The organism is Paraburkholderia sp. BCC1876, from assembly GCF_902833695.1.
Lineage (GTDB): Bacteria > Pseudomonadota > Gammaproteobacteria > Burkholderiales > Burkholderiaceae > Paraburkholderia.
Map to the genome: position 1 here is coordinate 338,619 of NZ_CADFGI010000003.1, position 15,892 is coordinate 354,510.

The 15,892-nt window shown below is 65.3% G+C and carries 14 protein-coding genes; 7 read left to right on the plus strand and 7 right to left on the minus strand.

The window, feature by feature from the left end:
* The first annotated feature begins 75 nt into the window (after nt 1-75).
* The 6 genes from HWY05_RS13285 (at nt 76) to guaD (ending at nt 8,696) form a co-directional block, all read left to right on the plus strand.
* Nucleotides 76-585 (plus strand): disulfide bond formation protein B, encoded by a 510-nt coding sequence (locus tag HWY05_RS13285; RefSeq protein WP_176058647.1) that lies wholly within the window; start codon nt 76-78, stop codon nt 583-585.
* A gap of 372 nt (nt 586-957) precedes the next feature.
* Complete coding sequence (gene xdhA, locus HWY05_RS13290; RefSeq protein WP_176058648.1) at nt 958-2,505, plus strand: xanthine dehydrogenase small subunit; 1,548 nt, start codon at nt 958-960, stop codon at nt 2,503-2,505.
* Complete coding sequence (gene xdhB / locus HWY05_RS13295) at nt 2,505-4,949, plus strand: xanthine dehydrogenase molybdopterin binding subunit (protein ID WP_176058649.1); 2,445 nt, start codon at nt 2,505-2,507, stop codon at nt 4,947-4,949. Before xdhA ends, xdhB begins: the two co-directional genes overlap by 1 nt.
* Before the next feature lie 125 nt (nt 4,950-5,074).
* Nucleotides 5,075-6,091 carry a xanthine dehydrogenase accessory protein XdhC gene (xdhC, locus tag HWY05_RS13300; RefSeq protein WP_176058650.1) on the plus strand — a complete coding sequence of 339 codons (1,017 nt, stop codon included), beginning with the start codon at nt 5,075-5,077 and terminating at the stop codon, nt 6,089-6,091.
* Between the two features lie 82 nt (nt 6,092-6,173).
* Nucleotides 6,174-7,226, plus strand: a complete 1,053-nt coding sequence (locus tag HWY05_RS13305) for an adenosine deaminase (protein ID WP_035547668.1) — start codon at nt 6,174-6,176, stop codon at nt 7,224-7,226.
* A gap of 105 nt (nt 7,227-7,331) precedes the next feature.
* Nucleotides 7,332-8,696, plus strand: a complete 1,365-nt coding sequence (guaD, locus tag HWY05_RS13310) for a guanine deaminase (protein ID WP_035547672.1) — start codon at nt 7,332-7,334, stop codon at nt 8,694-8,696.
* A 124-nt stretch (nt 8,697-8,820) separates the two neighbouring features.
* Here the strand turns inward: guaD and HWY05_RS13315 are convergent, their stop codons facing one another.
* Entirely contained in the window at nt 8,821-10,065 is a 1,245-nt protein-coding gene (locus HWY05_RS13315; protein ID WP_176058651.1) for an NAD(P)/FAD-dependent oxidoreductase, read from the minus strand.
* Nucleotides 10,066-10,201: 136 nt separating this feature from the next.
* Here HWY05_RS13315 and HWY05_RS13320 point away from each other — a divergent pair, with 136 nt between their 5' ends.
* The gene (locus HWY05_RS13320) at nt 10,202-10,942 is read left to right on the plus strand and encodes a class I SAM-dependent methyltransferase (RefSeq protein ID WP_176058652.1); all 741 of its coding nucleotides are present in this window, start codon (nt 10,202-10,204) and stop codon (nt 10,940-10,942) included.
* Nucleotides 10,943-11,117: 175 nt separating this feature from the next.
* Here the strand turns inward: HWY05_RS13320 and HWY05_RS13325 are convergent, their stop codons facing one another.
* From HWY05_RS13325 to HWY05_RS13350, 6 genes are all read right to left on the minus strand, one after another.
* Nucleotides 11,118-11,561, minus strand: a complete 444-nt coding sequence (locus tag HWY05_RS13325; protein ID WP_035547676.1) for an excinuclease ABC subunit A — start codon at nt 11,559-11,561, stop codon at nt 11,118-11,120.
* A 64-nt stretch (nt 11,562-11,625) separates the two neighbouring features.
* On the minus strand, nt 11,626-12,111 hold the full coding sequence (locus HWY05_RS13330) for a hypothetical protein (protein WP_035547678.1): 486 nt from the start codon (nt 12,109-12,111) through the stop codon (nt 11,626-11,628).
* Nucleotides 12,112-12,149: 38 nt separating this feature from the next.
* Nucleotides 12,150-13,403, minus strand: coding sequence for a beta-ketoacyl-[acyl-carrier-protein] synthase family protein (locus HWY05_RS13335; RefSeq protein WP_176058653.1), 1,254 nt, complete (start codon nt 13,401-13,403; stop codon nt 12,150-12,152).
* Nucleotides 13,400-14,626 (minus strand): beta-ketoacyl-ACP synthase, encoded by a 1,227-nt coding sequence (locus HWY05_RS13340; protein ID WP_176058654.1) that lies wholly within the window; start codon nt 14,624-14,626, stop codon nt 13,400-13,402. Before HWY05_RS13340 ends, HWY05_RS13335 begins: the two co-directional genes overlap by 4 nt.
* On the minus strand, nt 14,626-15,351 hold the full coding sequence (locus tag HWY05_RS13345) for a 3-ketoacyl-ACP reductase FabG2 (protein ID WP_035547687.1): 726 nt from the start codon (nt 15,349-15,351) through the stop codon (nt 14,626-14,628). The genes HWY05_RS13340 and HWY05_RS13345 overlap by 1 nt, the downstream gene beginning before the upstream one ends.
* Nucleotides 15,348-15,887, minus strand: a complete 540-nt coding sequence (locus HWY05_RS13350) for a hotdog family protein (RefSeq protein ID WP_176058655.1) — start codon at nt 15,885-15,887, stop codon at nt 15,348-15,350. Before HWY05_RS13350 ends, HWY05_RS13345 begins: the two co-directional genes overlap by 4 nt.
* Nucleotides 15,888-15,892: the final 5 nt, after the last annotated feature.

Sequence of the window (15,892 nt, forward strand, 5' to 3'; positions counted from 1 at the left end):
TAAGCGGCGGGGCGGGGGTTCGCGCTAGAATCGCGGGCACCCGCCCTTTCCGTTTCCAAGACAGCCACATAATCCATGAATAACGACACTGCGATGCTGCGCCGCGAGCGCTCCCTGCTGGTTCTGCTTGGCCTGATCTGCGTCGCCCTCGTGGCCGGCGCGCTGTATTTGCAATACTTCCTGCACGAAGACCCATGCCCGTTGTGCATCATCCAGCGCTATTTCTTCCTGTTGATCGCGATTTTCGCGTTCCTCGGCGCGCGTTTTAATAGCTGGCGCGGTGTCCGGCTGCTGGAAGTGATGGCGGCTTTGTCGGCGCTGGCCGGCGCATTGACGGCCGCGCGCCACGTCTACGTGCAGGCGAATCCGGGCTTTAGCTGCGGTTTCGATGCGTTGCAGCCGGTGGTCGACAGCCTGCCGCCCGCACATTGGCTGCCGGGCGTGTTCAAGGTCGCCGGGCTGTGCGAAACGGCCTATCCGCCGATTCTGGGCCTGACGCTGCCCATGTGGTCGCTGGCCGCCTTCGTGGTGGCGTTCATCCCGCTGGCGTTGACGCTGATGAAGAATCGCCGCCGGTTCGCCTGAACCACCTGCGGTATTGAAATAGCGCCGGCGTGCCGGCCGCCGTTCGCGGCGGCGCGAACTCCGGCGTTTTTTTGCGCCAATTGCGTTCGCACTCCCTCCCGCGCCGTACCCGCACGCATTCGCGACAAATCCCCGCCGCACCCCGCCCCATCTGGCTTTGCGCCATTTTCACCGTCACGCAACTTCCCGGCGCGGCGCGAATCGTACTTATTCATGACCGCATCCGAATAAGCGTCATGCGCCATGGGAAATATTTTTGAGACTGGGTAGTGCTAAATTCGGACCTGGATGGCGATCTACGTGCGCGAGGCCGGCTTTGGCGCGACCCCATGCGTAACGCGCGCCCGGTCCGCACTGTCTTCTGGATTCGCCATGACATCGCAAACCATCCGCTTTTATCACCAGGGGTCCGTCCGTGAAGTCGTGGACGTTCCGGCGACGCGCACCGTGCTTCAGCACCTGCGCGAGGATCTGCGTTGCACGGGCACCAAGGAAGGCTGCGCGGAAGGCGACTGCGGCGCCTGCACGGTCGTGATCGGCGAACTGGACGCGCACGGCGAACTGGCGCTGAAAGCGGTCAACGCCTGCATCCAGTTCCTGCCCACGCTCGACGGCCGCGCCCTCTTCACCGTCGAAGACCTGCGCGCCGCCGACGGCACGCTGCACCCCGTCCAGCAAGCCATGGTGGATTGCCACGGCTCCCAATGCGGTTTCTGCACGCCCGGCTTCGTGATGTCGATGTGGGCGCTGTACGAAAACCAGCCGGCCGCCGCCGGCCTGCCCACCCGCGATGAGATCAACGCCGCGCTGTCCGGCAATCTGTGCCGCTGCACCGGCTACCGGCCGATCGTCGACGCGTCGCAGAAAATGTTCGATTACCCGCAATACCCGCGCGTGACGCTGGACCGTCAGGCCATCGCGGAGCAACTGCGCGCGCTGCAACGCCGCGACACCTTCGAATACCGCGCCGCCGACGCGCGCGGCGCCGGGTTCGGCTCACCCGCCTTCCACGCGCCGGTTTCGCTCGACGCCTTCGCCCGTCTGCGTGCCGAGCATCCGCAGGCGCGCCTGCTGGCCGGCAGCACCGACGTCGGCCTGTGGGTCACCAAGCAGTTCCGCGATCTCGGCGACATTCTCTACATCGGCAACGTCGCCGAATTGAAGACGATCGAGCGCGACGCACAAATGCTGACCATCGGCGCCGCCGTCACGCTCGAAGACGCGTACGCCGCGCTCGCCGTCGATTACCCCGAACTCGCCGAACTGTGGACCCGCTTCGCGTCGCTGCCGATACGCAACGCCGGCACGCTCGGCGGCAATGTCGCGAACGGGTCGCCGATCGGCGATTCGATGCCGGCGCTGCTCGCGCTCGACGCCGAAGTCGTGCTGCGTCACGGCCCGAAAACCCGCACGCTGCCGCTCGACGCGTTCTACCTCGGCTACCAGAAAACCGCGCTGGCAGCGGGCGAATTCGTCGCGGCGCTGCGCGTACCGCGGCCGGCGGGCACGCTGCGCTTTCGCACTTACAAAGTGTCGAAACGCTACGATCAGGACATCTCGGCGGTGTGCGCGGCCTTTGCCTTGCAGATCGACGAAACCGGCACGATCCGGCAAGCCCGTATCGCATTCGGCGGCATGGCGGCGACGCCGAAGCGCGCCGCGCAAACCGAAGCCGTGCTGAGCGGCGCGACATGGAACGAAAGCACCGCGCGGCAAGCCATGAACGCGCTCGTCGCCGATTACCAGCCGCTTAGCGACATGCGCGCGTCGAGCGCTTACCGGCTGAAGGTGGCGCGCAACGTGCTGTGGCGCTTCCACCTCGAAACGCGCGACGACGCGCCGCTCGCGCTGTGCGACGTGAATGCGTTCGCATTCGAGACCGGCGCACCGGACGCCCTCGTGGCGAAGGAGCCGTCGTGATGAACCGCACCGATGCTTTCGTCGATCAGGCCGTGAAACCGATCGTGAATCAGGCTGCAAGGCACGCCGCGAATCCGGCCGCCCGGCACGTCGCCGCGCTCGACCACGACACGGCAATCGGCGTCTCGCTGCCGCACGAATCCGCGGCGCTGCACGTCAGCGGCGAAGCCACCTACACCGACGACGTCGCCGAACTGCACGGCACGCTGCACGCCGCGCTTGGCCTGTCGCGCCACGCGCACGCGCGGATCGTCTCGATGGATCTGGACGCGGTCAGAAACGCGCCCGGCGTGATCGCCGTGCTCACCGCGGAAGATATCCCCGGCGAAAACAATTGCGGCCCGGTGCTGCACGACGACCCGATTCTCGCCGTCGACGAAGTGCTGTATCTCGGCCAGCCGGTCTTCGCCGTGATCGCCGAAAGCCACGACCTCGCGCGCCGCGCCGCCGCGCTCGCGAAGAGCGACGACGTGATCCGCTACGAACCGCTCGAAGCGATCCTCACGCCCGCCGAAGCCAAGGCGCGGCAACAATACGTGCTGCCGCCGCTGCATCTGAAGCGCGGCGAGCCGGCCGCGAAAATCGCCGCCGCGCCGCACCGGATCGCCGCCACGTTCGAGGTCGGCGGCCAGGAACAGTTTTATCTCGAAGGCCAGATCGCGTACGCCGTGCCGAAAGAAATGGACGGCATGCTGGTCTACAGTTCGACGCAGCATCCGAGCGAAATGCAGCAGGTAGTCGCGCATATGCTCGACTGGCCGGCGCATAGCGTGGTGTGCGAATGCCGGCGCATGGGCGGCGGCTTCGGCGGCAAGGAATCGCAATCGGCGGTGTTCGCGTGCGTGGCGTCGCTGGCGGCGAAACTGCTGCGCCGTCCGGTCAAACTGCGCGCCGATCGTGACGACGATTTCATGATCACCGGCAAGCGCCACGACGCGATCTACGCATACGAAGCCGGCTTCGACGACAACGGCCGCATTCTCGGCGCGCGCGTCGAAATCGCTTTGCGCGCGGGCTATTCTGCCGACCTCTCCGGCGCCGTCGCGACGCGCGCCGTGTGCCATTTCGATAACGCGTACTACCTGTCCGACGTCGATATCGTCGCGCTGTGCTGCAAGACCAACACGCAATCGAACACCGCGTTTCGCGGCTTCGGCGGCCCGCAAGGCGCGCTCGTGATGGAGGTGATGATCGACAGCATCGCGCGTCAGTTGAAGCGCGATCCGCTCGACGTGCGCGTCGCCAATTACTATGGGATCGGCGAGCGCGATACGACGCCGTACGGGCAGCGTGTCGAAGACAACGTGATCGCGCCGCTGACCGACGAACTGCTCGACACCAGCGACTATCGCGCGCGCCGCGCGGAAATCGCGGCCTTCAACGCAACGAGCCCGGTGCTCAAACGCGGTCTGTCGTTCTCGCCGGTGAAGTTCGGCATTTCGTTCAACGTGCCGTTTCTGAATCAGGCCGGCGCGCTGGTGCATGTGTACAAAGACGGTTCGGCGCTGGTCAATCACGGCGGCACCGAGATGGGCCAGGGGCTCAACACGAAGGTCGCGCAGGTCGTCGCCAATGCATTGGGGTTGCCGCTCACGCGCGTGCGGGTCACGGCAACCGACACGTCGAAGATCGCCAACACCTCGGCGACCGCGGCATCGACCGGTAGCGATCTGAACGGCAAAGCCGCCGAAGCCGCCGCGCACACCATCCGCGCGCGGCTCGCCGAACTTGCAGCGAAGCAACTCGGCGGCCACGCGAACGACGTGCGCTTCGCCAACGGCGAGGTGTCGGTGAACGGCGGCGCGATGCCGTTCGAACAACTGGTGAGCGCCGCGTATCTGGCGCGCGTGCAGTTGTGGTCGGACGGTTTCTACACCACGCCGAAGGTGCATTGGGACGCGAAAACGCTGACCGGTCACCCGTTTTATTACTTTGCGTACGGCGCGGCGGTGTCGGAAGTCGTGATCGACACGCTGACTGGCGAATGGAAACTGGTGCGCGCGGACGTGCTGCACGACGCCGGCCAGTCGATCAATCCGGCGATCGACATCGGCCAGGTGGAAGGCGGCTTCATTCAGGGCATGGGCTGGCTCACCACCGAAGAACTATGGTGGAACCGCGACGGCCGTCTGATGACCCATGCGCCGTCCACGTACAAGATTCCGGCGGTGAGCGACACGCCAGCGGCGTTCCACGTGCAGCTCTATCAGAACCGCAACGCCGAGCCGACCGTGTTCCACTCGAAGGCGGTCGGCGAGCCGCCGCTGTTGCTGCCTTTCTCGGTGTTTCTGGCGATTCGCGACGCGATCGCGGCCGCCGTGCCGAACGCGCAGCAAGCGCCGCCCTTACGCGCGCCGGCCACGCCCGAGGCGATTCTCGACGCGCTGGACGCCTTACATGCGGCAAGCGACACGCAACCCGCCGAATCGAGCGACGTGATGTGAAGAACCTGAATCGAAGCGCATGAACCGAACCACCCGAACCACGGCCCCACGCGACACGAACGCGTCGGACCACACTCAACCGGCCGCACGGACACCCCGCGCGGCCCTGTATGGAGAACCGCCGGATGCAAGCCTGGCTACCTGACCTGCAACAACTGCTCGCGCACGGCGACGCCGCCGTGCTGGTGACGGTCGCGCGCGTCGAAGGGTCGGCGCCCCGCGAGGCCGGCACCAAGATGATCGTCACGCGCGAATCGGCGAAACACACGATTGGCGGCGGCCACCTCGAATGGAAAGCGATCGAGACCGCGCGCCAGGTCTTGCGCGACGGCATGCGCTCGCCGCACATGCGCCGGCTGGAGCGTTTCGCGCTCGGCCCAAGCCTCGGCCAGTGCTGCGGCGGTGCGGTGATTCTCGCGTTCGAGCGGCTCGATATCGGCGATCTCGGCTGGATTACGTCGCTCGCGAAACGCGTGGCCGCGGGCCAATCGACGGTGCGTAGCGTATCATTCGGCCCCGCACCGGATGCGGTGATGCTGTCCGACCCCGAGCCGGGTGTCGACGCCGCCGACTGCCTGCTGTGGGACGGCGCCGGCTTCGACGACAGCGGCGCGCTGCTCACCGAGACCATCGCGCCAGGCGACTTTTCGGTCGTGCTGTTCGGCGCCGGTCACGTGGGCGCGGCGCTGGTTCGCGTGCTAGCCACGCTGCCCTGCGCGGTGCGCTGGGTGGACGAGCGCGACGCGCAGTTTCCACCGGCCGAATTGCTGCACGCGGCCAACGTGAAAATCGATCCGAACGACGCCCCCGACGAAGCCATCGACCAGGCTTTGCCGAACACGTACTTCATCGTGATGACGCATAACCACGCGCTCGATCTGGAACTGGCCGAGCGGATTCTGCGGCGTGGCGATTTCGCGTTCTTCGGCATGATCGGCTCGCATAGCAAGCGCAAGCAGTTCGAACACCGGCTCGCCGCGCGCGGCCTCGACCCGGCGCTGATCGGGCGAATGAAATGCCCGCTCGGCGTGGACGGTATCGTCGACAAGTCGCCGGAAATCATCGCGATCTCGGCGGCGGCGCAGGTGTTGCAAGCCGTCGAGGCGAACGCAGGCCTGCATCACGCGACGCATACGGTTTGACGCAAGGCGCCTTGTCCGACAGCCCTCAGATAAGGCGACAGCATCCAGTGCGAACCGACTCCAACACCACCCCTGACCGACCATGACTACAACGACCGCTACCCCCACGACGCTCGCCGACAAAACCGCGCGGGCACCGAAGGCCGAGTTGCACATTCATATTGAAGGCTCGCTCGAACCCGAGCTGATTTTCGCGCTCGCCGAGCGCAACGGCGTGAAGCTCGCGTACGACTCGATCGACGCATTGCGCGCCGCGTACGCGTTCACCGATCTGCAATCGTTCCTCGACATCTATTACGCCGGCGCGAGCGTGCTGCTGCACGAGCAGGATTTCTACGACATGACGACGGCGTATGTGGAACGCTGCCTCGCCGACAACGTGATTCACAGCGAAATTTTCTTCGACCCGCAGACGCACACCGAACGCGGCGTGCCGATCGCGACGGCCGTCGCCGGCATTGAACGCGCGCTCGCCGACGCTGAAAAGCGCGGCATGACCAGCAAGCTGATTCTGTGTTTCCTGCGTCATCTGTCGGAAGAAGATGCGCTCGCCACCTTCGAAGAAGCGCGGCCGCTGTTCGAGCAGTACAAGCATCGCCTGATCGGCGTGGGGCTCGATTCGTCGGAGCGCGGCCATCCGCCCTCGAAGTTCGAACGCGTGTTCGCGAAGGCGCGCGCGCTCGGTCTGAAACTGGTCGCGCATGCGGGTGAAGAAGGCCCGCCGTCGTATATCTACGAAGCGCTCGATCTGCTGAAAGTGGACCGCGTCGATCACGGCGTGCGCAGTATCGAAGATCCGGCGCTCGTTGCGCGTCTGGCCGATTCGCGCGTGGCGTTGACCGTGTGTCCGCTGTCGAACCTGAAGCTGTGCGTGTTCGACGATCTGACCAAACACACGCTAAAGGACCTGCTGGATCGCGGCGTCGCCGTGACGGTGAATTCCGACGATCCCGCTTATTTCGGCGGTTACGTGAACGCCAATTATTTCGCCACTATCGACGCGTTGAAGCTCAACGATGCCGAGGTCTACACGATCATCCGCAACAGCTTCGAAGCGTCGTTCGTCACGCCCGAGCAACGCAGCGAACTGATCGCGAAGCTCGACGCGCACTGGCACCCAGACGGCCCGCACTGACGGGCCGACGTATAGCAGCCGGCGGCGGCGCACGCTCTCCAGAGAGCGCAGGCAAAACACCGTCGCCGAGCTGTTCAGCTTCCCACAATCGGAGACGGTTTTTCCATGACTCATTCGGCCAACCCGGCTAAAGCAGGCCAATCCGCATTCCGCGCACAACTGCTGACCTTCAACGGCGATCCCGCGCAATCGCCCAATGCGGCGGTCTTCAACGAGGACGGCTTGCTGATCGTCGAAGACGGTCATGTGGTCGCGGCCGGCGCGTATGCGGCGCTCGCGTCGCAACTCGCGCCCGGCACCCAGGTGCAGGACATGCGCGACAAGCTGATCGTGCCGGGCTTCATCGACACGCACATCCACTATCCGCAGACCGACATGATCGCCTCGCCAGCGCCGGGTCTGTTACCGTGGCTCGACACGTACACGTTCCCGACCGAACGCCGCTTCAGCGATCCGGCGTATGCGCAAGACACGGCGAGCTTTTTCGTCGAAGAACTGCTGGCTTGCGGCACCACCACCGCGCTGGTGTATTGCACGGTCCACAAGGAATCGGCCGATGCGCTCTTCACCGAAAGCGAAGCGCGCAATCTGCGGATGGTGGCCGGCAAGGTGCTGATGGACCGCCATTGCCCCGAGTTCCTGCAGGACACGCCGCAATCGGGCTATGACGACAGCGCCGAATTGATCGGCCGCTGGCACAACCGTGGCCGCCAGATGTACGCGCTCACGCCGCGTTTCGCGCCGACGTCGACCGAAGCGCAACTCGAAGCGTGCGGCGTGCTGGCCAAAGAGCATCCGGACATTTTCATTCAGAGCCACGTCGCGGAAAACACCGACGAAGTGAAGTGGGTCGCCGATCTGTTCCCGGGCCACCGCAGTTATCTGGACATCTACGATCACTACGGTCTGCTGCGCCGCCGCGCGGTGTACGGCCATTGCATCTACCTCGACGAGGAAGACCGCAAGCGCATGGCGCAAACCGGCGCGGTCGCGTCGCACTGCCCGACGTCGAATCTGTTCCTCGGCAGCGGCCTGTTCGACTTCGACAAGGCCGACGCAGCGGGTATGCCGATCGCGCTGGCTACCGACGTCGGCGGCGGCACGTCGTTCTCGATGCTGCAGACCATGAACGAGGCGCACAAGGTGGCGCGTCTCACGGGCCATCATCTGACCGCGACACGCATGTTCTATCTGGCGACCGCCGGCGCCGCCGAAGCGCTCGACCTCGCGGATAAGGTCGGCACGTTGAAGCCGAAGTCGGAAGCGGACTTCGTCGTGCTCGATCCGCAAGCGACGCCGCTGCTCGCACGCCGCACCGCGCGCACCGAATCGCTGGAAGAGTTGCTGTTCGCGTTCGCGCTGCTCGGCGACGATCGCGCGATCTATGAAACGTATGCGGCAGGCAAGCGCGTGCATCGTCGCGACGACGTGCGGGTGCATGCACCGCGTACGGCGAGAATCGCGGCTTGAGCGTGATTTGAGCGTGGCATAACAATCGTCACGCAGCGGAATGAAAAAACGGCGCTTCGATTCGAAGCGCCGTTTCTCTTTGGCTCATACCGTGGCGGCCGTGGCGACAGTGACGACGACCCGCTCAACGCATGGTGCAAATCTCATGCAACGCGTTAAGCCGCCGCACCGGATCGGCGACATACGGATTCGACTCGTCCCACGCATAGCCCGCCAGCACCGCGGCGATCATCCGCCGGATCGACGGCGCCTGTTCCGGATAGAAAATGATGTCCTGCAACGCGCCCGTATACCAGCGCTCGACAAACGCGCGGAACGTATCGATCCCCTTGCGCAACGGCACGTCGTAAGCGGCGGACCAGTCAATCTCTTCGCCGTCCAGTTGCCGGTTCAAGGTCTCAACCGCGAGATGCGCGGAGCGCAACGCGATCGTCACACCGGACGAGAACACCGGATCGAGAAACTCGCCCGCATTGCCGAGCAACGCGTAACCCGGCCCATGCAAGCGCTCCACGTTCGCCGCATAACCACCGATATGCCGCACCGGCATCAGGAACGGCGCGTTGCCGATCAGCCGGTTGAACGTCGGCTCCTGCTGGATCAACTCACGCAGCTTCGCGTCGCGCTCCGCTTCCGGCACCTCAAGGAAACTCGCCTCGGCCACGCAGCCCACTGACGAGCGCCCGCCCGCCAGCGGAATCATCCAGAACCACACGTCTCGGCGCTCCGGATGGGTCGCCACGCAGATCTTGTTGCGATCGGTGACGCCGGCCGGAATGCCGTCCTGCACGTGCGTGAAGATCGCGGCGCGGGTCGGCATGCGGGTCGGCGCTTCGAGGTTCAGCAGGCGCGGCAGCACGCGGCCGAAACCACTCGCGTCCAGCACGAAACGCGCTTCGATCTGATACGCGCGATCCGCCTCGTCGATCACGTCGACCAATGGCCTCGCGCCGGTGTGAACCGCGCGCACCGCGTGACCGAAACGCACGTCGGCGCCCTGCTGCGCCGCGCAGCGAATCAGAATGTCGTCGAACACCGCGCGTTCGACCTGATAGGTCGTGCCCCAACCCGGCGAATGCTTGTCGCGGAAGTCAAACGCCGACGACTTGTCGCGGTGAATGAAATGCGCGCCGTTCTTGTACTGGAAGCCGGCTTCGACCACGGCCTGCAGCATGCCGGCTTCTTCGAGGTAGGCCATGCTCTGCGGCAGCAGGCTCTCGCCGATCGAGAAACGCGGAAAGTGCTGGCGCTCCAGCACCAGCACGGAACGACCCGCTTTGCGCAGCAGCGCTGCTGCAACCGCGCCCGCCGGACCCGCGCCGATGATCGCGACATCGACGCTAGTGCGCTCTGACGTGTGTGTAGTCAAGTTTGCCTCAAATCGTTTGCTTGCCATGTGCAGCGTTACGCTGCATCCTTACTTCTCGTTACAATTGCCTGCTAAACGCCCCGCATGAAATGCGCCCGGGGCACAGCAAAAACAAAATTTCGCCGCGGAGCCCAGCGTGTCGCCATCCGAAACATCCAGCGTGCCGTACGTGCCCGAAACGGCCTTCGGGATCTGGTTCCTGCGTACCCACACATGGGAACACCATGTCCTGCGGGTCGCGATCAACGACCTCAAACGCCTGATCGACACACCGTTACCGGCTGCGCCGGTGATCGTCGACGTCGGCTGCGGACAAGGCATTTCGTTCCGGCTGCTGGCCGAGGCGTTCAGGCCGCGGCGCATTGTCGGGGTCGACTTTCACGAGGCGTCGCTGGCGCTCGCCACGAACGCGGCCAACGCGTGCCGCGCCCAGTGCGCCGATATCGAGGTGCTGCACGGCGACTGCGCGAAACTGCCGCTGCCTGACGCAAGCACCGACATCGTGTTCTGCCATCAAACCTTTCATCATCTCGTCGAGCAGGACCGCGCGCTCGCCGAGTTCCGCCGCGTGCTCAAACCGGGCGGCGTGCTGCTGTTCGCCGAATCCACCGACGCGTACATCAAGTCGTGGGTGATCCGACTGCTGTTCCGTCATCCCATGCACGTGCAAAAGAGCGCCGACGGCTACCTCGACATGATTCGCCGTGGCGGCTTCAGCTTCACCCCGCGCAACGTTTCGCTGCCTTACCTGTGGTGGAGCCGCGCGAAAGACTTCGGTCTGTTCGAACGCATCGGTCTGTCTCATCCGCGGCCCGGCAAGCGTCGTGAGACGCTGGTCAATGTCGCGGCGGTCAAGGCCGACCCAAGCTCGCTTTAAAGCTCGTCAGGTCAACACCGTTCCAGCACGAATCAAACCTGGTTCCCTGGTTCTCTGCTTCTCTGCTTCTCTGCTTTAGCGGCGCAAGGCGGCGGCATGCATTGCCGTTCGCCTTGCCACCTCGCCGCCTTCCTGCTTCGCCGCGCCGCGAGGCGCCGCTTCCAACCACCTGCTTTTACTTGCGCAACGTCACCACGTCGCCCGTCAATGCCACACCGGCGATCACCGCACCCGCACCACACGTGAACTCGGTCGCGCTTTCACGCAGTTCGTTCTTGTAGTTGCTCTTGATGTTGATCACCGCGTTGCCGCCTTCCTTGCGCGCGCGTTCCTGCAATTCGATCACCGCCGACAGGAACACGTGCTGGCACGCCTCCAGGTCGCTCTTGCCGAACGCGTTGGTCTTCTTGTTGGTGGCGAATTCGCCCATCGATTTGACAACGGCCGCGTGGTGCTGACCCGCGAAATACAGGCCGATGTCGTCGCTGACCTTGCCCGGTTCGCTGTGCAAGGCGGCGTCGATCGGATAGTTGTCGACCGTATCGCGCGCGAAGGCCGGCGTGGCGCTCAGCGTGGCGAACGAAGCGATCAGTGCAGCACACATCAGATGGCGTTTCATTGAGACTCCTTGGTGGTTGTTGTTGCTATGTGAGTTCTATTTCAATCCAGCCTGCTTCAACGACTCAGTTCGCGTCCAGCACGACGAGTTGCCCCTTCACCGCGACCGCCGCCGCGCTATTGCTCACGCCGCACGTGAAATCCGTCGACGAGTTGGTCTCGGTACTATGAAAACGCGTCTGCACGTCGATCACCGCGTTCGCGTTACGTTCGCGCGCCGCCGCACGCAGCTTGCGCACCGCTTCGGCGAGCGCCGCATGGCACGCGCCATCCGGCGTGTTGACCTGACGGGCAATCCGCACCGAGTACGACACATCGCCCAACTGGGTCTTCACCGCCGGGTGATCCTGCTGGCCGAAATACACCTGCACGCTCTCGGCCGTTTGACCCGCGGCCGCACCCGGCGCCACCAGCTTGCGGAAATGGACCGGGTCGCCGCCGCCCGATTGACCGCCGGCTGCATTCAGCGGCACCGACAACACCTGCGTCGCACAACCCGCCTGCGTGAGCGCCACGACCGCCAGCGCGCCCAACACACCTATCTTTTTCATTGTTATCGCCCTCGGTTTTTTTAGATTTCGCGGCCGTCTCAGCCGCCTTGCCACGCTTCAAACATCAGGCTCGCGCAACTGCCGCCGAACCCGAACGACACCGACATCGCCGTCTCGATCCGCGCGTCGCGCGTAGTGCGCACGAGCGGCAAATCGCCCAACTCCGGTTCGGGTGTCTCGATCCCCGCCGTCCCCGCGATGAAGCCGTCGCGCATCATCAGCAACGTATAGATCGCCTCGTGCGCGCCGCACGCGCCGAGCGGATGCCCGGTCATGCCTTTGGTCGACGAGAACGCCGGCACGCCGTGGCCAAAGGACCGGTCGGACGCGGCGCCGAACACGTCGCTCAGCGCGCGCAGTTCTTCGACGTCGCCGAGCGGTGTCGACGGTGCGTGCGCGTTGATGTAGTCGGGCCGCTTGCCCGCTTCGCTCAGCGCACCGCGCATGGCCCGCGCGATGCCGGCCGCGCGCGGCGTGACCATGCCGGCGCTGTCGGTGCAGTCGCCGAAACCGGTCAGCTCCGCGTAGATGCGCGCGCCGCGCGCCAGCGCGTGATCGCGCGCTTCGAGCACCAGCACGCCGGCGCCCGAGGCGATCACGAAGCCGTCGCGCGCCGTGTCGTAAGGCCGCGAGGCGTGCTGCGGCGTGTCGTTGAAGCGCCGCGACAACGCGCCCATCGAATCGAACATCAGCGTCATGTTGTCGTGCAATGATTCGCTGCCGCCGGCCAGCACGATCTGCTGGCGGCCGCTCTGAATCAGTTGCATGGCCTGCCCGATTGCGAGCGCCGACGTGGTACACGCCGACGACGGCGAATAGCTGACGCCTTCGAGCCCGAACACCTGCGCGACGTTGGCCGACGCCGTGCTGCTCATTGCATGCGGCACGACGTACGGCGGCACCTTGTCGATGCCGCGCGCGTTGGCGATCAGCATGGCCGCGTCGTAACTCAGCATGTTGCCGACGCCCGAGCCGATCACCGTGCCCGTTTGCGGCGAATGCAACCGGGCTTGCGCGAGCCCGGCGTCGTCGATCGCCTGGCGTGCGGCGTGACAGGCGAAGCGCGCGGTGTCGCCCATGAAGCGCTCGAGCTTGCGCTCGAACGGCGGCTCGTGCGCGACCGAGGCCACGCCCGCCACCTGCGAGCCGAAGCCGCGCTCGCGCCACGCGTCGATCCGTTCGATCCGCGAGCGGCCCGAGCGCAACGCGGCGGACACGCCGTCGAGCGTATTGCCGAGGCACGACACGATGCCCATGCCGGTCACGACGACCCGTTGCAGCGCCACGCTCATCGAACGCGCCTGAATATCAGCGACGTGTTGATGCCGCCGAACGCGAAGTTGTTGCTCATCACGTAGTCGGCGTCGATCTCACGGCCCGTACCGACGATGTAATCGAGCGGCGCGCAAGCCGGATCGACCTGGCTCAGGTTCAGGGTCGGCGCGTACCAGTTGCGCTTCATCATTTCGATAGTCCACCACGCTTCGAGCGCGCCGCACGCGCCGAGCGTGTGGCCGACATAGCTCTTCAGCGAACTGATCGGCATGTGCGCGCCGAAGGTCTGCGCGGTCGCATGGCTTTCGGCGATATCGCCGCGATCCGTCGACGTGCCGTGCGCGTTCACATACTGAATCGCTTCGGGCGGCAGTTGCGCGTCGCGCAGCGCGAGTTGCATGGCGAGCGCCATGGTTTCGGCGGTCGGCTGGGTCATGTGCGCGCCGTCCGAATTGCAGCCGAAGCCGACGATCTCGGCGTGAATCCGCGCGCCGCGCGCCATGGCATGTTCGTATTCTTCGAGCACCAGCGTGGCCGCGCCTTCGCCGACCACCAGGCCATCGCGCGCGGCATCAAAGGGACGCGGCGTCAGATGCGGCTCGTCGTTGCGCGTGCTGGTCGCGTACAGCGTGTCGAACACGGCGACCGCCGGGCCCGACAACTCTTCCGCGCCGCCCGCCAGCATCAGCGTCTGTTTGCCGCTCTGGATCGCCTCATACGCGTAGCCGATCGCCTGACTGCCCGACGCGCACGCGCACGAAGTCGGAATGATCCGCCCTTTGAGGTCCCAGAACAGGCTCACGTTGACCGCCGTGGTGTGCGGCATCATCTGCACGTAGCTGTTCGATGTGACGTCGCCCATCGAGCCGGTTTCGAGCATCGTGCCGAACGCGCGGATCGGCTGCACCGAGCCCGACGACGAACCGTAGGCGACGCCCATGCGGCCGTCCTTGATGGTGTCGTTATCGGCGAGGCCGGCGTCGGCGAGCGCGAGTTCGCTGGCACGCACCGAATACATCGACACGGGGCCCATGGAACGGGTCTTCTTGCGCGGATAGTGCGTGGGCAGCTTGAATTCCGGCAACGGACACGCGAGCCGCGTATGCAGCGACTCAAAGTAATCCCATTCGGGCATGCGGCGCACCGCGTTCACGCCGCTTCTCAGGCGCGGCTCGATCGCGTCCCAGCTATCGCCGAACGCCGTGACGCCGCCCATGCCGGTAATGACGACACGCTTCATCACACCATCCCACCGTTGACGCCGATCACCTGACGCGTGACGTACGAGGCCGCATCCGACATCAGGAAGCTGACCACGGACGCCACCTCGGCAGGCTGGCCGACGCGGTTCATCGGCACCGTCTTCAGCGCGTGCTCGAGTTGCAGTTCTTCGAGCATGCCGGTCTCGATCAGACCCGGCGCCACGCAGTTGACGGTGATGTTGCGCGTCGCCAGTTCGACGGCGAGCGCCTTGCTCGCGCCGATCAGGCCGGCTTTCGCCGCGCTGTAGTTGACCTGGCCGCGATTGCCCATCACGCCGGACACCGACGCGATCGTGACGATCCGGCCGCCCTTGCGGGCGCGCACCATCGGCATGGTCAGCGGATGCACGACGTTGTAAAACGAGTCGAGACCGGTTTCGATCACGATGTCCCAGTCTTCTTCGGTGAGCGCGGGAAATGCGGCGTCGCGGGTCACGCCCGCGCTGCAGACAATTCCGTAGTACGGGCCGTGCGCGGCGACATCCGCTTCGAGCACGTCGCGGCACACCGCGCGTTCGCGCACGTCGAATTGCAGCACGCGTGCCATGCCGCCCTGCGCGGCGATGCCCGTCGCAACCGCTTCCGCTTCAGTGCGTCCCGTGCGGCAATGCACGGAGACGGCGAAGCCGTCGGCGGCCAACTTGTACGCAATCGCACGGCCAATGCCGCGGCTTGCGCCGGTAACGAGAACACGCCGGCTCATGAACTGAAACTCCCCTCAATGAATGACTGAAAATCGGGCGGTTGAAACACCTTGATGACGGCCTCCGCGCAGTGCAGATCGCCGTGATGGATCGTGCATTCGTACGCGCCGTGGCCTTCTTCGCTGCGCAGCAGTTCGGTGACGTGAACGCGCAGTCGTGCGCCGCCGCTGAACGACGGCTCCAGCGCTTTGTAACTGCGCGAGCCGAGCAGGACACCGGGCCGCGCGCGGCCGCCGCCGCGCATGGCCAGCAACGCGACATGCGCGGCGATCGTCTGCGCCATCAGTTCGATGCCGAGCCATGCGGGCATCGCGCCGTCGGCGTCCGCGTACCAGGCATCGGCGTGGACGGTGGCGCGCGCGCTCAGCGTGTCGTCGTCGAAGGCTTCCACGGCGTCGATCAGCAGCATGGTGCCGCGATGCGGGATGATCGCTTCGATCGGCTGTTGCAGCAGTTGCTCGTGAGTTGGCGTCGGTGTCGACGTTGGCGTTTGCGTCGCAGCCGGCGTGGTTGGGGTTAGCGTCGTCGTAGTCATGGTGC